20 protein-coding genes are annotated in these 25,253 nt (G+C 42.9%); 6 read left to right on the forward strand and 14 right to left on the reverse strand.

The features are described from left to right. Nucleotides 1-67 precede the first annotated feature (67 nt). The 12 genes from PPIS_RS05895 to tmk form a co-directional block, all read right to left on the reverse strand. Nucleotides 68-325, reverse strand: coding sequence for a hypothetical protein (locus PPIS_RS05895; protein ID WP_010372568.1), 258 nt, complete (start codon nt 323-325; stop codon nt 68-70). Further along, a complete protein-coding gene (gene lhpI / locus PPIS_RS05900; RefSeq protein WP_010372564.1) occupies nt 306-1,250 on the reverse strand; it encodes a bifunctional Delta(1)-pyrroline-2-carboxylate/Delta(1)-piperideine-2-carboxylate reductase in 945 nt (314 codons plus the stop codon). The genes PPIS_RS05895 and lhpI overlap by 20 nt, the downstream gene beginning before the upstream one ends. Before the next feature lie 9 nt (nt 1,251-1,259). Continuing rightward, nucleotides 1,260-2,348, reverse strand: a complete 1,089-nt coding sequence (locus PPIS_RS05905; protein ID WP_010372563.1) for a M24 family metallopeptidase — start codon at nt 2,346-2,348, stop codon at nt 1,260-1,262. Beyond that, on the reverse strand, nt 2,345-3,343 hold the full coding sequence (locus PPIS_RS05910; RefSeq protein WP_010372560.1) for a proline racemase family protein: 999 nt from the start codon (nt 3,341-3,343) through the stop codon (nt 2,345-2,347). Before PPIS_RS05910 ends, PPIS_RS05905 begins: the two co-directional genes overlap by 4 nt. 95 nt (nt 3,344-3,438) lie before the next feature. Then, a complete protein-coding gene (locus PPIS_RS05915; RefSeq protein WP_010372557.1) occupies nt 3,439-6,423 on the reverse strand; it encodes a TonB-dependent receptor in 2,985 nt (994 codons plus the stop codon). Nucleotides 6,424-6,739: 316 nt separating this feature from the next. Continuing rightward, on the reverse strand, nt 6,740-7,249 hold the full coding sequence (locus tag PPIS_RS05920) for a YgjV family protein (protein ID WP_010372554.1): 510 nt from the start codon (nt 7,247-7,249) through the stop codon (nt 6,740-6,742). 58 nt (nt 7,250-7,307) lie between these two features. After that, the gene (locus PPIS_RS05925; protein WP_019647341.1) at nt 7,308-10,937 is read right to left on the reverse strand and encodes a sensor histidine kinase; all 3,630 of its coding nucleotides are present in this window, start codon (nt 10,935-10,937) and stop codon (nt 7,308-7,310) included. Between the two features lie 215 nt (nt 10,938-11,152). Beyond that, on the reverse strand, nt 11,153-12,991 hold the full coding sequence (locus PPIS_RS05930) for an alkaline phosphatase D family protein (protein ID WP_010372548.1): 1,839 nt from the start codon (nt 12,989-12,991) through the stop codon (nt 11,153-11,155). After that, a complete protein-coding gene (locus tag PPIS_RS05935; RefSeq protein WP_010372545.1) occupies nt 12,975-13,769 on the reverse strand; it encodes a TatD family hydrolase in 795 nt (264 codons plus the stop codon). Before PPIS_RS05935 ends, PPIS_RS05930 begins: the two co-directional genes overlap by 17 nt. Nucleotides 13,770-13,776: 7 nt before the next feature. Then, a complete protein-coding gene (locus PPIS_RS05940) occupies nt 13,777-14,100 on the reverse strand; it encodes a PilZ domain-containing protein (protein WP_010372542.1) in 324 nt (107 codons plus the stop codon). An 11-nt stretch (nt 14,101-14,111) separates the two neighbouring features. Beyond that, on the reverse strand, nt 14,112-15,020 hold the full coding sequence (holB, locus tag PPIS_RS05945; protein WP_010372539.1) for a DNA polymerase III subunit delta': 909 nt from the start codon (nt 15,018-15,020) through the stop codon (nt 14,112-14,114). Beyond that, nucleotides 15,013-15,666: a dTMP kinase gene (tmk, locus tag PPIS_RS05950; protein WP_010372537.1), complete on the reverse strand. Its 654-nt coding sequence runs from the start codon at nt 15,664-15,666 to the stop codon at nt 15,013-15,015. The genes holB and tmk overlap by 8 nt, the downstream gene beginning before the upstream one ends. A gap of 237 nt (nt 15,667-15,903) precedes the next feature. Here tmk and PPIS_RS05955 point away from each other — a divergent pair, with 237 nt between their 5' ends. From PPIS_RS05955 to PPIS_RS05965, 3 genes are all read left to right on the forward strand, one after another. After that, complete coding sequence (locus PPIS_RS05955) at nt 15,904-17,091, forward strand: sugar ABC transporter substrate-binding protein (protein WP_010372536.1); 1,188 nt, start codon at nt 15,904-15,906, stop codon at nt 17,089-17,091. Then, nucleotides 17,066-19,216 (forward strand): ATP-binding protein, encoded by a 2,151-nt coding sequence (locus PPIS_RS05960; RefSeq protein ID WP_010372534.1) that lies wholly within the window; start codon nt 17,066-17,068, stop codon nt 19,214-19,216. Before PPIS_RS05955 ends, PPIS_RS05960 begins: the two co-directional genes overlap by 26 nt. A gap of 244 nt (nt 19,217-19,460) precedes the next feature. Then, nucleotides 19,461-19,904 (forward strand): hypothetical protein, encoded by a 444-nt coding sequence (locus PPIS_RS05965; protein ID WP_010372532.1) that lies wholly within the window; start codon nt 19,461-19,463, stop codon nt 19,902-19,904. Between the two features lie 236 nt (nt 19,905-20,140). Here the strand turns inward: PPIS_RS05965 and PPIS_RS05970 are convergent, their stop codons facing one another. Further along, complete coding sequence (locus PPIS_RS05970) at nt 20,141-20,569, reverse strand: organic hydroperoxide resistance protein (protein ID WP_010372530.1); 429 nt, start codon at nt 20,567-20,569, stop codon at nt 20,141-20,143. A 188-nt stretch (nt 20,570-20,757) separates the two neighbouring features. On the opposite strand from PPIS_RS05970, the gene PPIS_RS05975 reads away from it, so the two are divergent. Next, nucleotides 20,758-21,189 carry a MarR family winged helix-turn-helix transcriptional regulator gene (locus PPIS_RS05975; protein ID WP_010372528.1) on the forward strand — a complete coding sequence of 144 codons (432 nt, stop codon included), beginning with the start codon at nt 20,758-20,760 and terminating at the stop codon, nt 21,187-21,189. 19 nt (nt 21,190-21,208) lie between these two features. Here PPIS_RS05975 and PPIS_RS05980 read toward each other — a convergent pair whose 3' ends face one another. After that, on the reverse strand, nt 21,209-22,099 hold the full coding sequence (locus PPIS_RS05980) for a LysR family transcriptional regulator (protein WP_010372526.1): 891 nt from the start codon (nt 22,097-22,099) through the stop codon (nt 21,209-21,211). Nucleotides 22,100-22,206: 107 nt separating this feature from the next. Between PPIS_RS05980 and PPIS_RS05985 the strand changes: the two genes are divergently transcribed. Together PPIS_RS05985 and sbcB are read left to right on the forward strand one after the other, a co-directional pair. Next, the gene (locus tag PPIS_RS05985; protein WP_010372523.1) at nt 22,207-23,409 is read left to right on the forward strand and encodes an MFS transporter; all 1,203 of its coding nucleotides are present in this window, start codon (nt 22,207-22,209) and stop codon (nt 23,407-23,409) included. Nucleotides 23,410-23,714: 305 nt separating this feature from the next. Next, the gene (sbcB, locus tag PPIS_RS05990) at nt 23,715-25,184 is read left to right on the forward strand and encodes an exodeoxyribonuclease I (RefSeq protein WP_010372521.1); all 1,470 of its coding nucleotides are present in this window, start codon (nt 23,715-23,717) and stop codon (nt 25,182-25,184) included. Nucleotides 25,185-25,253 lie beyond the last annotated feature (69 nt).

Consider the following 25,253-nt stretch of genomic DNA (forward strand, 5'->3'; position numbering starts at 1 on the left):
GTACTCTGTCAGGTCAAAAATTAGCGCTTATTCACTTAATTGTGTTCACTTAATTGAATAAGTCACTTTATTCACTTGGATAATAATGGCGAATACCATTCTCATCCACCATGACGTAACAGCTATCGTGGTTTTGAAACGCTTTGTAAAACACCTCGTCATAAAGCAGCTTTTCACTTTTCGTTTCGCCACCAACTCCTTGATAACTGACCAGCATGTGACATTCGTGACAAATAAGCGGATTCACCAAGCGCTTATCAGCAGCTTTGACTACTGCGGTTACTTCGTACACTTTACCGTGCTCTTTATTTTTGAACCAAGTCATACACTAATTTCGCTCCAATTAAATCACTTAATGCCGTTCCTACAGACTTAAACAAAGTAATTTCGTTCTCGTTACTTCGACCTAGGTTATTTTTAGTCATTTCGCTAAGCTCTGCAACCACCTTCTCGGGGCTAAATTGACCTTCACTGATCGGTAACAACAATTCGCCCGCCTCGTTCAATACATTGGCGCGACTATCTACAAAAACGCGGCTCTTAGTTACCGTTTTGGTATCAATTTCTCGACAATCTTTATGGTGATTGCCAATGCAATCTATATGCGTACCATCGCTCAACCACTCTCCATTGAACAAAGGCGTATGACTGCCTGTTGCACAGCTGATCACATCTGCCGAAGCAATAACAGATGCGGTTGCCTGCTGATACAATGAAAATTCCACTCCCTGATGCTGCGAGGACAATAGCTCCAGCAACAGGCGTCCTTTTTCAGAATTACGTGCAATTATTGAAATTTTACTATAATTTCTAACACTTAAATGAGCATTAATCATGTAACTAGCTAAATTGCCTGAGCCAAAGAAAACCAAATGTTTGGCATGTTTAGGTGCTAAATACTCCGCGGCTAATGCTGACACAGCAGAGGTTCTCCACAATGTTACTTCGGTGCCGTCCACAAGCGCGAGCGGCTCACCGAACTGCCTAGAAAACAGCATGATTTTTGAGTAAAGGCTGGCTTTATCGTGCTGGTTGTTATCAGGGAAATAGGTAAACGCCTTTACGCCAATCACATCGGCATTCCAAGCAGGTAAAACAGCAAAAGCGTCATGATTGTTGTGACTATTATCTAGCTCAAAAACTTGCCGTGTTGGTGTACCTGCTGGTTGCGCAAAACCCTGTTTAAGCGCTTGGATTAAGCTTGGGTAGTTGAGGTTATCCGCGACTTCTTGGCGAGTAATAATTTGCATCATCATCCCTTAGTTTGTTAGCTGAAATACTTGCGGCGCGTGGGTTAAGCATTCAAAACCACTTTCAGTCACCAGTACATCTTCTTCCAAGCGCACACCACCATAATTTGGAATGTAAATACCCGGCTCTATGGTTATGATATTGCCAGCTTCTAATTGGTGATCGACCCCAGGTTTAATAAACGGCTGCTCGTGTAGAAATAGCCCCACCCCGTGGCCAAGTCCCTCACCTGCGTATTGTGAAAAGTCACTATGACTCAACACATCGTGTGATGCGTTATTTAAATCTATGCAGTTAACGCCTGCTTTTATTAGCGCCAACGCAGCTCGCTGCGCATATTGGACCGTGTCATAAATGGATTGTTGTTGCTTCGTCGGCTCCCCTAACACGTAACTTCGCGTCATATCAGAGCGATAGCCGCTTATCACCGCACCAAAGTCGATAAGTACCAAATCGCCTAGGTTAAGTTTTGTCTGTCCTGGGTTTCCGTGCGGTAAGGAAGAACGAGCACCAAATAATAGGATTGTGTCAAAAGAGAGACCTTCGGAGCCTAGCTTTTGCATCTGATACTCAAGCTCAATTGCCGCTTCTCGCTCAGTGATCCCTACTTTTAACAAAGGCAGTGTATGGGCAAGCGCAGCGTCAGCTATCTCGGCGGCACGTTTAATACAGTTAATTTCATCACTATCTTTAACTTGCCTTAGTGATTCCACCCAAAGCGGCGCGGCAACAAGCGTGGTATTTTTTGCGCTGATGTTTAATGAGACATAATCTGCGTGACTGATTTGATGCGCTTCAAATGCAAGCTGTCGCGGCCCATCCAATAATCTAAAAATACAATCAGGTAACGTTTCTTTATCACGATTTCTTAAAATGACTTCGACTCCCACCGCTTCATTGCTAGCACGCTCAAAGTAACGATAATCGGTAATGAGTCGGTGTCGCCCATTTGAAGACATCAACAATGTTGCTGCATGACCGGTGAAGCCAGTTAAATATACAATATTCTCGTAGCCATAAATAATGATAGCGTCACTTTGATGTTGTTGTAATTTATTGACTAAGCGTTGCTGTCTGGCTGCGTAATCTACATTCATCGTAGTAAAAATCCTCTTACTAATGGATCGTGGTCGTCTAAAATAAATTGGTGTCGGCCTGTAATATAGGCCGTGCCCGAAACTATTGGGATCAACGACTTACTATCATCACTAAGTTGATAACAAACATCTAAGCCCAAGCCTAATATACCTTCAATAAAGATACGTTGGTTTGCGGCGAGCTCATCTCTGGCGGCAAGAATTGCAGCTCGACCACTGACCCCAGTCCCTGTTGGACTGCGATCTAATTCGCCATCGGCAAAAATGCACACATGCTTACTGTGAGCGGAGTCCGATTTTTGAGAATTGGAATAAAAAATCACACCATATAAAAACGCAAGGCGCGCATCGTCACACACTAAGCTAATCTGTGTTGCAATTTCTTGTTTAAGCGTTAAACCTAACTGCTGAATGTAAGCTGCATTTTCTGACGTAAGAGCTAAATCGATTTTATCAGCGTCAATATAGGCATAAAACGCACCACCAAATGCGATATCCACTGAGATTAAACCAAATTCAGATGTCTTGACTTGCTTATCACGTGTCACTACCTCTGCTGGTACATTGGCAAATTCAGCTTGGCCGTCTCTTAGCCATGCGGTAATTAGCCCAGCAGGCGTATCTATCAATAACTGCTTCTTTGCAGGATTCTGCTGTAAAAATAGTGTGGCTAAAGCAATAATCGCATGACCACACATTGTTGAGTACCCTTCATTATGAAGAAATAACACGCCAAAATCGCTTTCTGGTAACTGCTTTTCAACGATAAGCGCACCATACATATCAGCATGACCCCTAGGCTCATACATCAGCGCGGTGCGATAGTGATCAAGATTTTCTACGCAGTATTGCCGTTTATCTAAAATAGTGTTGCCTTGAGGTTCAGGGAAGCCACCGACAATCACCCGCAAAGGCTCTCCGGCGGTATGCATGTCAACCGACTCTATTACTTTCGCGTGACTCAGTATCTGCTCCAAATCTATTGTTAACGTCATCATACTCTCCGTGACATGAAATAAGCCAAACACTTGGCTTGGCTTAAACCAAGAACTAGGTGCATAGCACCCAGACTTGGCTATCACCAGGGAAACTAGAATGTAAACCTTGCAACCAACGACGCGTAACGCTCAGTTTGTCGTAACGTTGTTATGCCGTAGTCAGGATTAACGATTAAGCCATTTGCACCATCTAAAGAGCGCTGTTCATTGATCCCAAGCGCTTTATCACTGTTTAGTAAATTATAAATGGTGCCCTTGAGTAACAAGTCATGTCCCATGATGTCGGTAGAGTAACTGAGTGATAAGTCTACCGTGGTTGCCCAAGGAAGATTACCTACACTGCCACGAGGGGCTGGGTTACCATTTTCGTCGTAATGCGAAACATGGCCGTAATATTTACTCACGCAAGCATCCCAAGGGTTACCAGGCGCACAGCTATCTACACCGACAGGGTGTTTTGAGAAATAGTTAGTCGGGCGACCTGATGACGTTCTTGCAACCAGCCCCAGAGTTAACTCATCTGTGATATCGTAAGAACCTGATACTTTTATTGAATGGCGATGGTCGTTCGGCAAATTACCATAGCCGTGATCCATCAGATCCGCGTAATCATAGGAAGTTGTCCAACCTGGATCGGCCTGATCGTTATCGGTTTTCACTAAACCTTCTGTATTACCATAGCTATGTGACCAAGTATAAGAAGAATTAATCCGTAACTTGTCGGTAATATTGCCTTCTAAGGTAAATTCAAGTGCCAGATATTTACGCACTGCTTGTTGCAGGGCAAGCTCTTCTGCACTAAGTGTCACTTCATCGACTTGGCCATCGCCATCAAAGTCATAACTCATGGTGATCGCTTCACCCGGGTTATTTAGCACATAGTAAGAACCCTGACCGACATTGTCTTGGATACCGAGTTCGGCCAATTTCTTCGCAAGCACAGGCCCGACATCCGTATCTTCAACACTGCGTCCAAGATCTCGATAAATCGCCCTAACTCCAAATGCCATATCGTCAAAAACGGTGGTCTGATACCCTAAGGTCAATTCATCAGAATACATCGGCTTAAGGGTGGACGAAGCTATCAAACCGGGCTCTGTAATTCCGCGTTGGCGCCAGCGTCTATCTCGAAGCATTTCCCCTCGACTTGGCGAACCATCACTCAATAAAATAGGATAACCATCACTGTCTACTTGATCTAGGTCGAAATACTCAAACCACTCTACTGAAGCCGAGCCTTGAGTGATGTTCATGTTGGCAGACACAGGTTGAAAGTATCGTCCGTAAGTAAAGAAAACTTTGGATTCGCCATCACCATTTAGGTCATAAATCGCTTGAAATCTAGGCGCAAGTTGGTTATCCATATCAACAAATGCTCTGCCGTCGGTAACGGTGTTTTCAAACTGACTATAACGCAGGCCCAGATTTAACACGAGTTGGTCGGTGACTTGCCAAGAATCATTCACGTAGAAAGCAAGCGAGTTAACCTCTGAGTCAACCGTCCGAGTCCTCACTCGGCGTTCAATATAATCTTGACCAAGTGCAGCACCGGAAATACTCCCTTCACCAGCGGTTTTAATTGTCCACCAACCTTCAGCATCACCAAGACCATTTTGACCTTCAAAATAATCTACTGTCACTTTGGTATAATCGACACCGAACAGAATGGAGTGGTAGTCCAAATCGATATTAAAATCTATTCTCGCTTGGTCACGGATAAATTCTTGCTCAGAAACACCGCTTGCCGTGTGGCTTGATAACGTTACCGTCCCTTCTCTTTCATCCCAAACTCCCGGTACGGTCGATGCGACAATGTTTTCTACATTTTCTGTGACTCGGCCAACTACCGCAGACACCGAGAAGAAGTCTGAAAAGTAGCCATTATAGTTGATGCTGTAAACCTTACCGCCATCTTCACCTGGAGCCGCTACACCTTGTTTATCACCAATCGCATCGCTTTCCCAATCATAGGCATAGGTTTGTCTCGTCCATTCTCTTTTGTTATTCATGGCTGAAAAACCGATTGAGTGGTCTTCATTGATGAACCAATCTAGTTTTGCAAACCAGCGGTCTTCATCTCGGCTTCTGTCATTGAAGGTCGTTTGTCCAGCCCAGCGATTAACCTCTCGTCGAGGCGCATACAGGCCATAGTAAAATAAGCTGTCTTCAATGAGTGCGCCACTCGCCCAGATTTGCAGTTCTTTGAACGAGTCATAATCTTGCTCAGTATTTATATTGATGGTGCCGTTATCTAAATAATTAGAGTCGTGATAACTATGGCTTGATGAAGGATCGACCCTCACTTCCGCCCCTAAGTTAAATTCGTTATCACCAGATTTAGAGATTGCATTAACTACCCCCCCTAGTGCACCACCAAATTCAGGGCTAATTCCCCCCGTTTTAATTTGGGTTTGCGAAATAGCTTCCCAAGGCAAGCGAATTGAGCCTAAACCCGTTTGAATACTCGTGACATTTAGGCCATTAAAGTAATAGCCATTTTCTGCTGACGAAGAACCGCCAAAGCTTGATGCACCACGAAACGAACTACCACCAGGTTCAGCGGTACCCGGTGCGAGTAACGCGATACTTTCAAAGCCGGTGTTTACTGGCATGACTTTGAGCTCTGCGTCTGTAAAGGTTACGCCAGCCGTTGACGAGGCCATATCAACACGTCGGATAGCCGTACCACTCACCGCTATCCGTTCTATATCCTGTCCTTGTTGTAATAGTTGAGCGTCTAAGATCAGTGCCTGTCCAATATTAAGCTCAACATCCTCTTCAATAACAGTTTCAAATCCTGCTTTATTAATTGACACGCTGTAACGGCCAACAGGCAGATTACGTAAAATGTATTCGCCCTTGCCATTCGTTTGTACAGCAAACTTCAGCCCCTTAGTTTTATGTGTAAAGGTCAATTGAGCCTGCGATAACTCAAGACCTTGACCATTAACAATGCTCCCTTTCACAGTACTATTGCCATCTGCAGCAAATGCAGTAGTAGTCCCCAATGCTAAAGCAAGTGCTGATGCTGTGAGTGATTTACACAGTGTTTGCGCTGTTTTTTTGTTATTACACATATTGTTGTCCTTTTGTTCCCATTGATTTGAGTGTTTTTTTGGTAACGAACAAACAATACACAATAGATATATTGTATACAATATTATTTATGCAATTATTACACAAATAGATATTAACATTATGATTTATATAAAGATTATTTATTAATTTTTTATTTCAGCGCGTTTTCGATACCACTTGTACTCAATGCGAATGGTTTGAAAAGTAGGTAGAGCCTCATCTAACCCAATGAATTATTTTATATATTTCTAATTTTATTAGTGTCTATACCAGTAAAATTGGATCCACTTCAACTCGGCTGCTAGCCAGAGCGTTTTACTCAGCCTTCAACTTACTCGTTTTACGTTTCATATAAATTCGCCCTAGCCCAATCAAATTACTCACCAAAAAAGTACTTTCTAGCACAATCGCCATGGGTGAGCCGACATAGCAATTATGTATCAGCCAGCACACTGTACCTAACATCACCACACACCGAAATGCCACCTGCTCGCGAATAAATGCGCCAAATGTCAATAAGACACTACCAAAAGCAGCATAAAGTTCGTAACTTGCATTTAAATGTACTAAAGGTGGCACTGTATTGAGTAGTAGAAACCCGATAAGCAAGCGCTTTGACTGCGACTTGATAAACACCAGATATCTGAGGCTCGCAACCGCCATAAGCAAAGCACCAGCCATAGCATCAAGTAGATAGAAGTGAATTGCAGTAAGTGCAGTCGACAAGCTTAGTGCCAATAACACCTGCTGGCGTTTCATAAATTGAAATGAGGCGAGATCGAGTAAAACAGCAACGGTAACCAAAACTTGAGATAATAAGAACATGACAAACTCCTAAAAGAAGCATTGTCACAGGCCGTTAGCTTGCAGTAATTCACCTAAGTTAATTTTCAGCCATTATTTTCTTGAAAGGTACTTTTATTGTAATTTCGACACCTTGTAATTTCGCCGTTTTACAGCGGATCTCCCCTTTTAAAAGTTGCGTTACCAAATTATAAACAATATGCATGCCTAATCCGCATCCGCCTTGATTACGTTTTGTGGTTACAAATGGCTCAAACAAGGTCTTTTGCATTGCTTCGTCCATGCCGACACCATTGTCGCGGTATACAATAGTCCAGTGGCTATCTGTCGCCTCAACTAACACGCTGACTGTGCCAGAGGCACTCCCCTCAAAGCCATGGATAACGGAATTGTTAAATAGGTTTGCCATTATTTGATAAACCGCGCCTGGATAGGTGGAAAGATTTACACCAGCATTCCCATCTATAGACAAATATACTTCTTTATTTTTAGCCAATGGTTTGAGTGAATCGAATACATCATTGATATATTCAAGCAGGTTAATATCACGCTCCGTCTCACTGGATTGATCGACTGCGACTTGCTTAAAGTTACTAATAAGGCTTTCTGCTCTTTGCAGATTGCGACTGATCAGCAGATAGCCTTCTTGCTGTGCATCGATGGAGGTGACCAAATCTTTTTGCTTAAGAGTTTTATTCTCAAGCTTTTCTACCAGCTCAGATAAACAGTCTTCATTATGCGAAAGTGCGGTGATAGCTATACCTAACGGGGTGTTGATTTCATGCGCAACACCCGCAACCACAACACCCAAAGAAGCCATTTTTTCACTTTCAATCAAGTCTTCTTGCGTTTGCTTTAACTCAAACATTGCTTGCTCAAGTTTCTGATTCTTTTTATATAGCTCATCGGTGCGCATCGCGACTTTTATCTCAAGTTGCTCGTTTAACGACTGCAAGGCTTGTTGATGTGCTTTCAAATCAGCAATATCTTTCAGTGCCCCAGCTATCCGCGTTGCTCTACCATTGTCATCTCGGGCCACCACCTTTCCTCTATCTAATACCCAGATCCACTCTCCTTGTTGATCTTTGACTCGAATAGACAGTTCATACACGTCTTCTCGTCCGTCGACACAGGATTGCAGACGCTCCTCAAGTAACACACAATCCTTTGGGTGTACAAACTGGTCAAGCTCATTGAGAATAAGTTTATCTTGGAGTTCACTAAAGTCGATCCTTGGATTCACGCTGTAGCGATAAATTTTACCCGACTCAACATGCCAGTCCCAAAGTTCGTCACCACTCGCCCACAACGACAACTCCAACCGCTCTTGTAACGCAGACATTTTCTGATTATCCCGCACTACTTGTTGATAGCGCCGTTGTCTCGCTCGAACAAATGCAGCGATGATCAGCACAATGACTAAGGTGTAAAGAGTTTTCGAGTAGGCATTCCACCAAATTGGCGCGGCGATATAAATACTAAATTCATGAACGGGCGACTGCATATTAAAGCGATTTACGGTATAGGTTTCTACTCGATAGGTGCCGGGTTCAAGCTGGAGTAAGTTTATTTGCCGCGCTCCATTTGCAAGTTTTAACCATTTGTCGCTTAATCCTTTAATACGGTAATAAAAGTTCAGCTTCTCAGAACCAAAATCTAAGCTTGAATATTGTAGCGATATAATATTTTGGTCATAACGTAGCCGCAATGAACCCGCAAGCTCCGGTGCGACCGTGAGGATCCCATCAAGACTTGGCTTTAATGGCTCGCCTAGTAATTCGATTGTGGAAACCAAAATAGGTCGCGCGGTATTTGAAATTGATACATTCTGAGGAAAAAATTGATTAAAGCCTTTGGCTCCGCCCATAAAAATTCGGCCATCAGGGGCTTTCCACGCGGCATTGTAGTTAAACTCATGTGCCTGTACTCCATCAATGGGTAAAAAGTTATCAATGGCAAAATCCATTACATTGACGCGCGACAGCCCACCACTGGTGCCAAGCCACATGTATTCGTAGTCATCGTAAACCAGACCCCACACGGCTTGGTTTCCTAGTCCCTCTTGCTCACCAATAGTACGGACAACTTTCATTTGTTTATCAACTAAACTAATACCCGCTTCACTTGCAACCCAGATACGTTGCCATGGATCTTCATCTATCATAAAGACCAAATTCGACTTTAAGCCATCCTGTGTGGTGAGGTTATGAAGCTGACCTTTGTTAAACCTAAACAACCCCTCACCAATAGAACCAAACCATAGGTCCTGTCCGACCACTTTAAACGACGACACGTGTGAAGGCGCATCTGAACGATTTTCAAAAAACTGCACTAAGGTTTTCGACTCTTCGTCGTACCTCATAAGACCTAGCGTCCTTGAACTCACTAAGATCTGAGATTGATACTCAATGACATCATTAAAACTGAGTTCTGGGCCATTATCAGAGTCTGGCATCAAATGGATGTATTCTCCTTGTGTTAAAGCGTATCTAACAACGCCATCTCCCCTTGTTGTTACCCACAAGGTGTCATCATAAATCTTTACTTGGGTGATAAAGCTTCCTTTGATTGCAGATAAACTCGGGAAAATTCGATGCGCTTCGATAAAGCTCGATTTTTGATAAATATATAAACCGGATGACGTACCTATCCAAAAACGCTCACTACTGTCTAATGCGAAATTCCTAACATCTGGATGCCCCAAAGGCGCGTGCGGAAAGTTTTGTTCACCAACGTGACCAAACGATTCGCTCAGTTGACTAAAAAAGTGTAGCCCCTGTGATTCCGTACCAATCCATAAATCACCATTTCTATCTCGTTGAACACTCAGAACATTGTTGTCTTGTAGTCCGTCATATTGCTCTGCGCGACGATACCAATGACGTTTGATATTACCTTGCAGGTCTAAAATAAACACACCCGTGTTGGACGCGACGAGTATTTCATTCGCTCTGACTTTAATTTGATGAATGCTGAGGTTTACTTTCGCGCTGACCGACTTTTGCCATTGCACTTTATTGAACTGAGTGTCGAAACTAATGATTTTATCATCCGCGTCAACCACGAATATGCGTCCGTGGGAAAGCGACAGTGTTTTAAACTCACCTTCCAACAGAACATTGGCTCCGACTTTGTCTTTAGGCTGACTAACTAGGCCATCTGCGTTGAGGTAAACAAATGCATTCCTTGTTTCTTGGACTTCACGAACAAATTTACCGGTTAAATAGAGCTTTTCAGGCGTTAAAGTTTGGTAGTTAACCCGGTAAGCGTCGCCTTCTTCTGTTGATACAGTGACTGATTCACCATAACAGGCCACTTTTTTCACTCTATCTGAGCTAACCGCCTCATTCTGCGCCGCTAAGATAGAGCGAAAGGTCCCCGCTTCAGTATCGTAAATGCTAAGCCCTGTACTTGTTCCAACCCAGATATATTTACCACTGTGGCATAGTGAGGTAATAAAGCCGCCAGAGAGATGATGTTTGGAGTTCTGCTTTACTTCAAATTGAACAAAATCATGACCATCAAAACGATTTAGGCCTGACTGTGTGCCAACCCAAATGTACCCGAGTTGATCTTGCGTAATGGCAGTTATCGTGACCTGACTGAGGCCAGAATTATAGTCATAGCGTCGCATAACCTGCGCCGTATCGCTAAATTCGGGAAAACTGGCAGCACAAGGAAAGCTCGGTAATAACAATAGCGGCACCACACAAAACCATTTCAGTGTGCTGTATGGTACAACGAACAAATACATGCGCTTGAGTAGAGTCATATAGTCGAGATGTTAGCCCGCGTTATATTAACTATAGCAAAAGCGAAAAAGAGCATGTGTTTTTTGATGGGTTTAGCGCATCATGCAAGCATACATGCGCTACCGAGCTAAGCTACAAATAGCTAAAAACGGTGTATTCAGCCTTCGAGGATTTATAACTCAAAATGACTGTGGATCCCCGTGCCGTGTAGTAGCTCATACTTTTCTAGCAAGCCGTTTTCAAGCGTTACTAAGCTAATCGCAGAGTCTGACACCAAATAGCCATGTTTTTTTAGTGAAGAAGGATGCTTACTTACAGATAGCTGCCAACGTTTCGTAAAGAGATTCAGAGGACTATATTTGGCATACAAAATCGTGTCCATCTTATCTAAAATATTGATAAGCGGCTTTGGAAATTCATTTTTTATTCCTGATGCAGTTAACTGCCAAATGCGGTTATCATGACGACCAAAACGTGCCTGAACCGAAAAGCAAAATGAATAATGTACATCGCCGGAGAGTATAATTGTTTCTTTTGGTGTATCTGGACGCTTAAAAATTTCAATGAGCTTTTTCGCAGCCCCTTCATGTGCCATCCAATTTTCCACATCCACCATCAGTGGCTCACCACAGGTGTTAAATACAGCTTGTATGGTTTCGATTGCCTTTACCCCAAATACTGGCGCTGGGCTTACCATCAATACTGCACTGTGGTCGATAAGTGTGTCTTGCAGCTCCATCAACATTTCCCAGTCGAGTAAACCACTTGGTTCATTGAAATCCTGTTCATTACGCCAGCGATGTGTGCGAGTATCTAGCACCACCACTTTTGGAAACGTATCTAAACAATAGTGCCAGTGTGTGAATCGACGAACTAGTTTGTCAAACGCCGAAAAGTGCCATTCGTTGTCAATCAGGCTTGAATTAAAACCTGATGTCAGCGCCCCGCTATACTCAAACGCGTCATTGCCAATGCCTTGAAACAGCCAATAGCTAATGATGCCATTACTGATTATACGGCGACTCACTTTATGGTTTGCAATTGCCTGTTCCCATTTAGCCGTCAAGTTCCAATCATCGGTCACATCATGGTCGTCAAACATCATTAATACGGGCACGTTCGCACACAACCGCTCAGCGCTAGGCAACGTTTCAACAAAGCCTTTGAGGGCGTCAAGTTCGGACTCAAATATTCGCCTAACTTTGTCGTTGCCACCATCATAATGAAGCGCATCAAAGTTAACCAACTGCCAAGCAAGATGAGAGAAGTTTAACAGGTAACAGGCGACAAACTCTTCGAAGAAAATTAGGTGATTAAAGGCCTTAACACTAGAAAAGTGCGGTTCATCCTTTCGAAACCAGTAGCCCGGTGAAAACTTTGAGCGCTCCTGCCATGGCGTCTTCGGTAGATATAAGTGACGATGGTAAAGCTGGGCTTGTTGATCAGCAGGTAGGTGCATTGGCAATTTGGTTTCTTTAAACAAACCTAGCCTTGCTATAAGTTGATGAATAGCCAACAACATGGCGCCGGCAACATCATCTGCATAGATCTGATCGCCAGAAAAAATACACAAGTCAGCGCCTAACTCACCAAGCTCGCGTTGCAGCTCTTGCCACTGATCTGCAGTATGTAGACTGTCTTTTGCGTGGTGATGAGGATTACGGCATGAGCCATGTAATATTTGATTCAGTTTAGCAGGTATCGCAAAGCTAAGCTCTTCTCCGTAACGCAGGTAATCTGACTTATACGCCGCGCCGTTAATGAGCACTTGATACTCAAGCAGCTGCGCTGTTGGCAGAGCCTTCTCGCTGCATATCATCAAAAAATGCAAAAAGCAGGCTGCACCGAGCTGAAATGTCTCAACCTCACATCGACTTTGATGGGCCAATAGCGAAGCCGAGATGTCCACGGCTTCACAAGTAACAATCTGAATACAAATTTTATTCTGCTCAGCTCGGCGAACCAGCGGGCCCATCAACACCTGAGGTAGCTGATTAAGTTGTGCTACCATCTTGGCGTTTCACCAAATTAAATAAAGAGTAAAAGTTATTCGTGGTTTGCTCTGCAAGCGCTTTGTAGCTCATTCCTTTTAAGTCAGCAATATAATACGCAACGTCTTGTACATACGCAGGCTGGTTAGTTTTGCCACGATGCGGTACGGGTGCAAGATAAGGTGAGTCGGTTTCAATCAGCAATCGGTCCATAGGGATTTGCTTAACGACTTCTTGAAGCGCGGTCGCATTTTTAAACGTCACAATACCTGAGATTGAAATGTAAAAACCAAGGTCTAGTGCCTGCTTTGCCATCGGCCAATCTTCGGTAAAACAGTGCAACACGCCACCGCAATTTTGCGCATTGTGAGCACGCATAATGTCTATTGTGTCCGCTTTTGCATCACGAGTATGAATAATCAGAGGTTTTTGTAGCTGATTAGCCACATCTATGTGTCCGGCAAAGCTTTCTTGCTGTACCTGATGCGTATCTTTTGAATAATAATAATCTAATCCAGTTTCACCAATAGCAACGACTTTATCATTACTCGCCAGTTGCACTAGCCTTTCAACATCCAATTTATCTTTTTGATCCAGTGGATGTACCCCACAAGATGCAGAAACATCATCAAAATGGGCTATTTTTTCTAACATGGATGGAAATTGGTCTAGCGTCACGCTAACGCATAAAAAGTGTTCTACTTGTTTTTGTCTCGCGTTGCTGAGTACTTCTTCAAGGCTTAGGCCTAACTTTTCAAAATCGAGTCTATCTAAATGACAGTGAGAGTCTACAATCATACCGGCTCTACATGGTGTAAGTTGGTTTATCTGAATGCAAAGTCGCACCCAGAAGCTTATTTATTTTATCGTTCAGAGCTGGCGCGTCAACAAACGCAACGCCAACCCCTGGTGGATTAGAATTTTGCGCGCCCTGCGGTGTTAACCAAGCAACTACAACTTCAACTTCGTCCGCTTCTAGGGCGTCAGGCAAGGTGACTCTGAGCTTTAATTCTTGCCCCATATCAAAATGGGCATTGGACTTTATAAATATGCCACCGGATTTCAGAAATGGCATATAACAACGATATAGCTCATCTAAATCTTCAAAATCCGCAAGTAACTCTTGCATGCACCACCTCTTTATAGCTGTTTTTGTAAGGCAAAAAGTAAATTAGAAATGCTAAGGTTTTGATTTAACCCTAACACATTTTTCTGTTCGTACATAAACCGATGTACTAAGCTCACTAAGTCTTGATATTGGCTAAAGCTCAAACCATTCCCTTGAGTCATCGTCCCTTTAAGACGGTTTAGCAAAAAACGGGCGAATACGTCGCTCATTGCGCTGTGCTTTAATAAAATCTTTTCAACCGTTTGCGCACTCTCTACTGTTAATTGATTCGCCGCGTGATAAAGCGCAGTCACATCATCAAGTGCACCTTCATGTTGCCACGCTTCGATAATAAATGGCTGTAGAGAAAATTCATCAAACCAAGGGAAATCACAAGCGACATTTTTAGCAGCCAGCCACTGCGCAGCCTCTGCTTGATTGGGCGAGTGAATCGACACTTTATTACAACGGCTCAAAATAGTGGCTGGTAATTTACTGTCATCATCGCTGGTAACGACCAAATAACGATTAGCATTTGGCTCTTCAAGTGTTTTTAACAGCGCATTAGCGGCTGAATGGGTCATCAAATGCGCGTGTTCAATCAACGCGACTTTATTGCCACCTTGCTGCGCTGAATGGTTCAAGAAATGCGTAATCTCTCGAATTTCGTCCACCCCGATTGATTTTCCCTCAGGTACTACACTCAGTCTATCTGGGTGATTACCAGCTAAGTTCAAGTTACACGGCTTACATTGCCCACAGGCAGTGAGATTTTGTGGATGTGAGCATAAAAGTGCATCTGCCAAGTGCGCCGCAAGCAGAGATTTCCCTACGCCTTTTTTACCAGATAACAGCTGAGCATGGTGCAAACGACCATTTTGCTGTGCCCGAGCAAGATAACTAAAAGCGCCGCTGTGCCAACTTGGAAGCAAATTATTCATTGCCATCCACTGTAAGGTGTTTGGCTATCAAGCTATCAAGCAGTTCAATACTTTGCTCAAGTACTTGTGCTTTAGTTTGACTGGCATCAATCACAGTGAATCGTTCAGGGTCATTTTTCGCTTGAACGAGATAACCCTCACGTGCGCGCTGCAAAAATTGTTGCTTTTCATCCTCAAGTCTATCTAACCCCTCACCTCGCGATTTAACTCGCTTTAAGCCCTCTTCAGGATCCAAGTCCAAAATCAAATTCATGTCTGGACGAAAACCGCCAAGCGCAAGCTGATTAATGGTTGTGATGGTGGCAAGATCTAGTCCTCTTGCATAATGTTGAAAACTAAATGTTGCAGCGTCAAATCGATCAGAAATAACGACTTTGCCTTGCTCAAGTGCTGGAATAATTTTTTCACGAACGTGCTGAGCACGCGCAGCCCCAAACAACATAAGCTCCGTCATGTCTGTCATTTCGGGGGTTGAGGGATCTAGAATGATTTCTCTGATCTTCTCTGAGATCTCTGTTCCACCAGGTTCACGAGTCATCACAACTTCAATACCGCGTTGTTTTAAATGCGCTTCCAATCCGGCAATAACCGTCGTTTTTCCAGCGCCATTGCTGCCATCGCAGACCAGCATAAACCCTTTTTTCATAGCAAGGACGTACTCATCATTCTTATTTGACTGTTATTTTATCGTGTTTTAGTGAATTATTCACGACTGAAATAGAATTGAATTGCCTGGTAAATTGAATTTGTCATTCTGAAAATAATTTAAAACAGAAAAATTTGGTCTACAATAACAAGCACATCCGATTAGTTTTATGTAAGAACCGCCCCATGCCGAGCAACATTAACAAGCCTTTTAGGCCCATAAAGGAAGCGTACTGATATGCCGGGTAAAATGCTTTGCTTGGTGTTCATGTTACTTCTTCTGATTTATAGCCCAGTCAATGCACGCGCAAGTGAACCGCCAGAGATAGATGTCGCGGTAGGACTTGAAAACTTTGATTTTCAGCCATTATTTGAAGAATTTAGTGCAAAGACGGGTATTAAAGTTAATATTCTTGCCTTTAACAACAATCAGTTAAAAAGCGAGTTATTGTTGTATGCTGATGCCCTGCAGTTACCGGATGCCGTTATTATTCCAAGCGATTATATGGGATTGTCAGAACTGCAATTTTCTCAGGTGCCAGAGTCTTGGTTAAGCAAAAAGCTCACTCAAAAAGTCATCGAGAACAGTAAGGTCAATGGTAAGCTTAAGGGCGTACCAATTATGTACGGTAACCATCTTGTACTCTACTATAACCGTGCACTTGCGCCACACCCTATTACCGACTTACAAACCTACGCACAGCAAGCGGTAGCAGACAAACCTACGCTCGGCTGGAATTTTTATGAAATGTATTGGTTTGTGACCTTTGCAAACGCCCTTCAGCCTAATCTCATTCAGGCAGGCGTGCCACAGCTTGACACCAAAGCGATGCGCCTCGCAATTTCCAATTATCAATCACTACTCAACAGCGGGATCATAGACGCTGACTGTGTATACCAATGCTTAATGAATCGCTTTAAGACCGGCAAGCTTGATTATTTTGTGAATGGAATTTGGGCATATCGTCAACTTAAAGACAAGCTTAAAGACGACCTAGCCATCGCGCCTTTACCGAGGTGGGGTAATCATCAGCTGATGTCTCTAGCATCGTCTCATGTACTGGCTTTTCCTGCCAATGGCATAGAATCTAAAAAAGGTCCGCATCTAAAGCTGCTTGTTGACTTTATGCAAAGCCAGAAGGTACAAGATAAACTATGGGATGAGCTCAATGCGCTGCCAGCAAACGGCGACAGCTTAGCTGAACTTACAAAGCGCGGCGACAAAGCACTGTCTCAACTGATTGCCTCTTTGCAAGAAACCTATCCACAACCGAATGAACCTATTATGGCCTATATTTGGGAAGCCATGTTAAAGGGACTAACACGCTATCTAGGTGGTGTGTATAGTGTCGAAGAAACGACGCAATATATGCAATTTATCGTCACAAAGTCGGGACAGAATGAAAGCAAATCGCAGCATCGTTGATGAAATAAAAAGAAAAATTACAGCATTATTCTCTCTCTTCCTCGTTGTACTGGTTGCGATGGTTGGCTTTTCCCTGATGCAACAAAAAGCAACCTTAGAGCAAGAAGACGTTAAACGCACTGGCGCAAGCCTTATCAGCGATTTTAAAGCGCAAGTCAATGAGCTTATCTATCAAGTTGCACCATTAAGTGAAGATCATATTTTATCTACCTTACCGAGTGATTTACTGTTTACTCAATACGCGGTTAAGGCGCTAACTAACTTAGTCGACAATACCGACATGGTAAAATCTGCGTTTATCAACGATGGCTCCGTCTTTACCGTAGAGGGATATCCGTTTGACACCCTACGTTGGGACAATTCGGTATTTAGCGAGCATGCTCACAAGGTCCTCTCGCAACAGCGGCGCACTTTAAAAATCGACAAACTTGTTGTCCCCGTTGAAAGCATTGAAAAAAAACCGTCTGATCAGGCCAAGTTGTTTCTTGCCATTCCCCTTAGACAAAAATTATCATCGTTAATGCGTCCCTATAAATATACAGGTGTACTTTTCCTCGAAGTCGATCTTGAACCATTTTTAGATTCCAATCAGGGAAAAGGTTCTATCTGGCTCACCAGTCGAAACCTTGTGCTTGAGGGAACACATTACTCAAATGCTACTGAAGGTGTGTACCGCAGCCCTATTTATTCACTAAAAGACGATTTTGTAGAACTTGATTTACAGCTACAACGAGAAGCCGAAGTATACAGTAACGACATTTTACGCGCAGTGTTATACATCGTGCTTATTGGGTTGATGCTAGTGGTATTACTCACCTGGTATTTACGCCGATTAGCAAAACGGTTGACCAATCCGATGCAAGCACTTGAACGCCATTGTGAACGACTGAAACGAGGACATTACGTTTCTGCGAAAAGCGAATTTGAATTTAGAGAATTAAGAACACTTCAAGTGACCCTTAACCAACTTGCGAAACAAATCAAAGAGCAGATTAGCTCTCTTGAAAGTGAAAAAGTGAAAGCACAGAGTTCAGAGCGAGCAAAAAGTCACTTTTTGGCGAACATGAGCCATGAATTAAGAACGCCACTTAACGGTATTTATGGTGTATTTCAGTTAATGAAGCACCATAGAAATGCAGCAGACTCCAAAGAACTCATTGCACAAGGCATGACATCCACAGAAACATTACTTAGCTTACTCAATGATTTACTTGATTTCTCTAAAATTGAAGCTGGTGAATTAAAGATGGAATCAGCAGCGGTGGATATCAAAAGTATTGTCACTGAAGTAAAACAAGAGTTTGTCCATACTGCCAGTGCTAAGCAAATCGACCTGATTATTCATACTGAGGAACTCGCTAACCCCTATCGACTTGGTGATTCGCTGCGTTTAAAGCAGATACTGAGAAATTTGATATCCAATGCCGTTAAATTTACCAGTGACGGCTCTGTAACCGTTATACTCCAAGATGGCGGTAAACATCTCTCCATCCGTGTAATAGATACGGGCGCCGGTATTTCCGAAGTCGCGCTCAAGAAGCTATTTAATCGTTTTCAACAGGCGGACTCATCTACCACCAGAAAGTATGGAGGAACCGGTCTTGGACTCGCAATTGTAAAACAACTTGCTGAGTTAATGGACGGCCGTGTTACGGTAACGAGTCAAGAAGGTATCGGCAGTGAGTTTACAGTTGAACTCGTACTCGATATTTGCGACGCACCAGAACAATCAATCATGCAAGACTTGCAGGCTATACCCGCCTTGAAGGATAAAAACCTGCTGCTTGCTGAAGATAACCCACTTAATCAAAAAATATTTAGTGCCATGATTAAACCAACTGAAGCGAATCTTGTCATAGCTCAGGATGGTGAAGAAGCGATTGCGCTTTATCACGAATTGAAACCTGATATCTTTTTTGTAGATATTCAGATGCCAAAAAAAGATGGCCTAAAAGTGTGTTCAGAAGTCAGAGAACAAGATAAAACAACCCCGCTTGTTGCCGTCACAGCCAACGTGATGTCAGGTGATTTAGAAAATTATCAGCAACTTGGGTTTGATAATTGCGTCGCAAAACCGATAGATATGAAAAAACTTTATGAAGTGATAAATACGATTGTGAGTTAACGGTCAATTTCGTCCCATTTTATGTGGCTAGATGTAATAAGCTAAATTGAAGAAAGTTCACTTAAGTTACAATTGAATAACATAGTGAAATTCTTATAATCTTAGCCTGAAAGCAGACATTCACCTCAGGTAAACTTCTTCTTGTGCAACATTCAATTAGCATTCAAGGCTTTATACCATCAGCATTTTTACCTGCGCTCGTTGCATAGTTTCATCGAGTGTAATTTCATAGGAGTCAAAAGGAATGACAACCATTGTCTATAACGCAAAAACAGCAGAAATAGCCTGTGATAGTAGAACCACTACCGACAAGATCATCGTTACCGATAACGCCCAAAAGTGGTTTGATTATCATGGTTGGAGAGTGTTTTGCACCGGGCAAACATGCGATATATACAATTTGCAGCACAATTTTTTAAATAATCAGTTTGATACAATTGAGAGTCTGGAATTCATTAAATACCACCCCAAAAAAGGCGTATGGTATGGTTGTGTAAAAAGGGGCACCTGTAAATCTGAACCCTTAGCGCAATCTTATGCCATCGGCTCAGGCCAACAAGCGGCAATGTTTGGTCTACTCAATGGCTATAATACGATGGAAATCGTTGAGCAAGTTAAACGTGTTGATTTTAGAACGGGTGGTGATATTCACTGCTTTAAAGTTACCGACCCGTTAGAAAACACATAAGCCAGCGTCAAAATACGCTGGCTTTGTCTCACTTGAGTGGGTTAACCTGAGCTTCGGATAATTAATGCCTTTCTAGCAGCCAGTTTTAACGCTAACTGCGTTGAATTCACTTCCAATAGCTAGCTATTGGTACGTAAATTCGCCTTGTTATCCTCAAAACTTTCTGGCTAGGTAAGAAGATAGTTTAAGGTGATTAAAAAACAGTCAATTCATTCCTTATCCAAACCTCAGGTTAGTTAAATAACTGAAAGCTCTACCGCGATATTGCCACGAGTAGCATTTGAATATGGGCAAACTTCGTGAGCTTTTTCAACGAGTGACTGCGCCGTGTCTTTGTCTAAGTCGCCAACCGATACCGCCAATTTCACCGCTATCCCGAAGCCACCTTCAATTGGCCCAATAGACACTTCAGAGTTAATATGTGTATCTTCTGGCAACTTCACCTTTGCTTTGCCTGCCACCAATTTTAATGCGCCAATAAAACACGCCGCATAACCTGCTGCAAACAATTGCTCTGGATTCGTCCCTTGCCCGTCATCACCACCTAAGCCTTTTGGTGTCGAAAGTGCAACATCAAGACGACCATCATCAGACTTTGCCATACCTTCTCGGCCACCTGTGGCAGTTGCTTTCGCCGTATATGCAATACTTTGTAGTTCTTTCATTTCGTTCTCCTAAGTTTGTGCTTGTAGAGTACTCACCTACACCCTAACGCAGCGAGGCTTTACTCTAGATGAAGTAAAATCAATTAAAAATTTATTTTGCACACAAAATAATAGGGTCAAATTTTTAGAATTGCAAATACTTTGTGTGCAAATTAAAATATAGCTTAGCTACTTTGCAGGAATATGTGATGAACTACCCACAACTAAAACTAGACGCTCAAATCTGCCACCGCCTCTACATGGCTTCCAATGGTATTGCCCGTGCTTACCGAGCATCTTTACAAAAGCTCGACTTAACCTACCCTCAATATGTGGTGATGATGGCACTTTGGGAGAAAGATGAAATCAGCATTGCTGAGTTACTAGAGAAAACCGCCATCGATGGCGGTGCTATGACGCAAATCTTAAAGAAAATGACTGACAAAGCCCTGCTTTCAATCGTGAAAGACGAAAAAGATAAGCGCAAACGAGTGGTAAAACTACAAAGTAAGGGGCATGATCTGCAACATCAAGCTGCCACAATTCCCGAGCAGATCCGCTGTAAGTTTCCAAGTATCGACGAGCAAAAAGCACAAGCACTTATTGAATTACTAGATTCGATCAATGGTGATTTGGATTAAAGTAGAAATCAATAGATGGTCATTGTAGCGCGCGTTCTAAATGTGCCAAAAACGCTGATATTTTTTTGGCCAGATGTTTACGCCCAGCATAGAACGCATAAAGCACAAGATCTTCCGGTTGCTGCTCTAACTCGATTGATATCAGCGCGCCTGACTCAATTTCTGCCTTACAGGAGTTCAGTGGCAAGATTGCAAACCCAACCCCAGATAGCGCGGCAGACTTAGCTATAAACCCACTGTTGACTCTGAAGTTTGATTTAACATTCACCGTCGTTAATCTTCCTTCCTTGGTGGTAAATATCCAGGGCGTACCGTTTACGGCGGTAAGGGTTGATATACAAGGAAAAGAGTGTAAATCTTCTAATCTATACGGCGCAGAATGCTTTTCGAGCAAGCTAGGAGCTGCCACCACGACGCTTGGTAGTCGAGCCAGCTCTTTAACCACCCAATTGCTATCCTCAAGCTTGCCACGATGAAAGTAGAGCACGACATCAAAGCCATCTAAGAGGTTTTCTCTTGGACTTAGGCTGGTATCACAACTTATTGAAATTAATGGATGTTCAGCGCAAAAGGTTACCACTGCTTGACCAAGAATGGGGATGTCGGGCATCACTATACGCAAATGCCCCATTGGCGTAGAGGCATGTTTATTGACTTCTTGCAACGCATCCGACAGCGAATCAATTAACGGCTTAGTACTCACATAAAGCTGCTCACCCGCCTCTGTCACTGAGATCCGCCTAGTCGTTCGTTCCAACAATCTTGCATCAAGCTTTTCTTCAAGTAGTGCAATGTGACGACTTACGTTGGAGGTCGGGATATCCAGAAACTCTGCCGCTTGTTTGAAGCTTAAGCATTCATAAACACAGTGGAAACTGTTAAGCCACTGAGGGTCAATCTGATCAATCATTTTATTAACCCAAAATATGGGTTTATCAATTCAATAATGGACACTTTATTACCTAATTAAGGCTAATACAATCAAGACTTCTTTGTTTATATCAATTAAGGATGTCCATGTTTTCAGCTTCAATGACCACCTTAGCGAGCCCAAAAGCGAAATTTGGGTTATGTTTTGTCATCCACTTTTTAATCGCATTAGATGCATTAATCATCGTGCCCTTTAGTGCAGAAATGGCGATAAGTTCAGGTATCAGTCCATCAAATTCAGGACTACTCGTTTCAGCTTATGCAATTGCCGCCGCTTTCACTTGTTTATGGGTGCGTGGTACCGGCAACCTCTCAAAGGAGAAATACAAGGTCTTTATTTTTCTGTCTGCAACCACATTGTTAACCTTGCTTACTTCAGTACTCGAGAATTTTTATATCTTGCTTTTCGTACGTGCATTGACTGGCATTTGTGGCGGCGCACTAGTAGTACTCAATCTCAACTTGGTGATCCAGATAAGCCATGAAAACGATAAGAAAAAGGACACCGCGATACTGCTGAGTGCTTTTCCACTCGCCTTGGCAATTGGGATCCCTGCTCTATTATTTATCACAGCAAATCAAGGCTGGCAGTTGGGGTTCATGATACTCGGAAGCAGCTTAGCCATTACAGCGCTATTATTTACATTTATTTTTCTCTCAAACATAAAGCAAGCTTCGCAAAGCAGCGATAGCAACCTAAAGCCAGTCAACACATTTCACCCGACCAAAACCCTTAAATATGCTCTATTCATTGCATTTTTTGTGGTGCTAAGTACATTTGCAATTTCAACTCAATTTCCGGTGATGCTAATTACCAACTTAAGCATCTCAAGCTCGATGCTAAGCGCATGCTATTTGTTAAGTGGTGTGTGTTCGTTTACTGCAGTTCAGCTATACGCTCGAAGTAAGCTAAACAATCACACAACCTCATACTTAATTTACTTTCTTAGTGGCTTGATGATATTGACGGTCTTGTTTGGTTTTACGATAAGTTCAGTTATTTTTGCAGCCGGACTTTTTACCCTGTTTGTGATTGCAAGCGCTACCCGCTCTATGATCTTAGTGACAGAACTCATAACCTCACTTCACGCAGAAGAGCGCAGCACCTTTATTAGTATGCAAAATGCGATACAGCACTTTGCGATAGCCTCTGGCGGCACCATTGCAAGTTTGCTAGTCATGCCCTACGAAAACCACACACTTAATTTTAATGTCTTGATTGTTGTCTCAACCCTATTGATAGTTATAACGGTTGTTATGTGGAAAAACTTTCAAAGAAAGCGCTTTTAATCGCGATTTAGTGATTGCTCAATAGATAATTGGACAGCTTGATAAAGCAATAAGTGATGTCACTTCCCCAATTATCGCTTTGATCTGCTTTAATAACACAATCCGCCATGGTTACTCCTTACTCTAAGCGCGCCTCTATGCGATAATGCCTATCTATCGTTAGTCATATGTATCCGCATAGCGGCAAACAGCTTAGTTATCACGATATACACACTGGTGTGAACTGATATACACAGTCGTCATAACATCACGACGAATATGATTAACCAAAACAAACAAAAACAGTAGAATAACTTTTTGATTTTATGACAAATACAAACCAATCAGATACACCAAATAATGCCCAGAACATTCCAACTATCTATTGGCACGACTACGAGAGTTGGGGTGCGACGCCGCAAAAAGACAGGCCAAGCCAGTTTGCTGGGATCAGAACGGATCTGGACCTCAATATTATTGGTGAGCCACTGATTGAGTATTGTCAACCAGCGCCTGACTATCTCCCGCATCCTCAAGCCTGTTTGGTCACAGGGATCACACCACAGTTAGCACTAAAAAAAGGCCTGACCGAGGCCGAGTTTATGGCAAAAATCCACGCGGAATTTGCCAAACCGCAAACCTGCGTTGCTGGATATAACAGTATTCGGTTTGATGACGAGCTGACCCGTTATAGCCTCTATCGTAATTTTTATGACCCCTATGAACGTGAATGGCAAAATGGCAATAGCCGTTGGGACATTATAGATCTAGTTAGAGCCTGCTATGCGCTTCGCCCTGAAGGAATTGAATGGCCAACCCGTGAAGATGGCAACCCGAGTTTTAAACTCGAACACTTAACCGTCGCCAATGGCATTGAGCATGGCGCCGCCCACGATGCATTGAGTGATGTTACCGCAACGATTGCGCTGGCTAAACTGATTAAAACCAAACAGCCAAAACTGTATGAGTTCTACTTTAATCACAGACATAAAAAAGCGGTGTCGAGCCTAATCGACGTTTTCAATATGCAGCCTTTAGTACACGTTTCTTCTATGTTTCCGGCACAACAAGGTTGCACCACTTGGATTGCGCCGATGAGCTTTCACCCAATCAATAGTAATGCCGTGATCTGCTTTGATTTAACACAGTCGCCGGAGGTGTTGAATGACCTTGACGTTGAGGCACTCAAACAACGGCTTTATACAAAACGCAGTGAATTGGGTGAAGATGAGCTACCGGTCGGATTAAAACTAGTACATATCAATAAATGCCCGCTGGTAGCACCAGCTAAGACCCTCTCGCCCGAAAACGCGGCAAGACTTGGAATTGACCGCGAGCAATGCCTAGAAAACTTAAAGTATCTTAAAGCACGTCCAGAGCTAAGGGATAAGGTTGCAGAAGTCTTTAGCGATGAACAGGGATTCGAGAAACCAAGTAACCCGGATTATCAACTCTACGATGGTTTCACTAGCAAAGCCGATAAAGCCAAGTTTGCAATCATTCGCAATGCATCGCCCGAAGAGTTGGCAACCATTGAACTGGATTTTGAAGACGGTAAATTTAACACTTTGCTGTTTCGCTATCGGGCAAGAAATTGGCCACAGTCGCTCTCACCTGTAGAACTTGATAAATGGCGTAAATACTGCCAAAACAAGTTGATGCATAATGAAGATAACCCTTCAATTTCAGCTGAAGATTTTATGCTAGAGCTTGAAAATTTAGTCGCAGAAAATGAAGGTAATGAGCGCAATATGCAAATCTTAAAAGCGCTTTATCATTACGCTCAAAGCTTGTAAGAGGCGGGTTTTCGGTCTAAAGATGTCGGCCCATTAGATGTCGACCTAAAGGCCGACCTACGGTGCGTG

It is taken from the genome of Pseudoalteromonas piscicida, from assembly GCF_000238315.3.
GTDB classification, from domain to species: Bacteria; Pseudomonadota; Gammaproteobacteria; order Enterobacterales; family Alteromonadaceae; genus Pseudoalteromonas; species Pseudoalteromonas piscicida.

Coding starts and splice junctions, on each gene's coding strand:
- PPIS_RS05895 (WP_010372568.1), bottom strand. CDS start 325: ATGACTTGGTTCAAAAATAAAGAGCACGGTAAAGTGTACGAAGTAACC.
- lhpI (WP_010372564.1), bottom strand. CDS start 1,250: ATGCAAATTATTACTCGCCAAGAAGTCGCGGATAACCTCAACTACCCA.
- PPIS_RS05905 (WP_010372563.1), bottom strand. CDS start 2,348: ATGAATGTAGATTACGCAGCCAGACAGCAACGCTTAGTCAATAAATTA.
- PPIS_RS05910 (WP_010372560.1), bottom strand. CDS start 3,343: ATGACGTTAACAATAGATTTGGAGCAGATACTGAGTCACGCGAAAGTA.
- PPIS_RS05915 (WP_010372557.1), bottom strand. CDS start 6,423: ATGTGTAATAACAAAAAAACAGCGCAAACACTGTGTAAATCACTCACA.
- PPIS_RS05920 (WP_010372554.1), bottom strand. CDS start 7,249: ATGTTCTTATTATCTCAAGTTTTGGTTACCGTTGCTGTTTTACTCGAT.
- PPIS_RS05930 (WP_010372548.1), bottom strand. CDS start 12,991: ATGGTAGCACAACTTAATCAGCTACCTCAGGTGTTGATGGGCCCGCTG.
- PPIS_RS05935 (WP_010372545.1), bottom strand. CDS start 13,769: ATGATTGTAGACTCTCACTGTCATTTAGATAGACTCGATTTTGAAAAG.
- PPIS_RS05940 (WP_010372542.1), bottom strand. CDS start 14,100: ATGCAAGAGTTACTTGCGGATTTTGAAGATTTAGATGAGCTATATCGT.
- holB (WP_010372539.1), bottom strand. CDS start 15,020: ATGAATAATTTGCTTCCAAGTTGGCACAGCGGCGCTTTTAGTTATCTT.
- tmk (WP_010372537.1), bottom strand. CDS start 15,666: ATGAAAAAAGGGTTTATGCTGGTCTGCGATGGCAGCAATGGCGCTGGA.
- PPIS_RS05955 (WP_010372536.1), top strand. CDS start 15,904: ATGCCGGGTAAAATGCTTTGCTTGGTGTTCATGTTACTTCTTCTGATT.
- PPIS_RS05960 (WP_010372534.1), top strand. CDS start 17,066: ATGAAAGCAAATCGCAGCATCGTTGATGAAATAAAAAGAAAAATTACA.
- PPIS_RS05965 (WP_010372532.1), top strand. CDS start 19,461: ATGACAACCATTGTCTATAACGCAAAAACAGCAGAAATAGCCTGTGAT.
- PPIS_RS05970 (WP_010372530.1), bottom strand. CDS start 20,569: ATGAAAGAACTACAAAGTATTGCATATACGGCGAAAGCAACTGCCACA.
- PPIS_RS05975 (WP_010372528.1), top strand. CDS start 20,758: ATGAACTACCCACAACTAAAACTAGACGCTCAAATCTGCCACCGCCTC.
- PPIS_RS05980 (WP_010372526.1), bottom strand. CDS start 22,099: ATGATTGATCAGATTGACCCTCAGTGGCTTAACAGTTTCCACTGTGTT.
- PPIS_RS05985 (WP_010372523.1), top strand. CDS start 22,207: ATGTTTTCAGCTTCAATGACCACCTTAGCGAGCCCAAAAGCGAAATTT.
- sbcB (WP_010372521.1), top strand. CDS start 23,715: ATGACAAATACAAACCAATCAGATACACCAAATAATGCCCAGAACATT.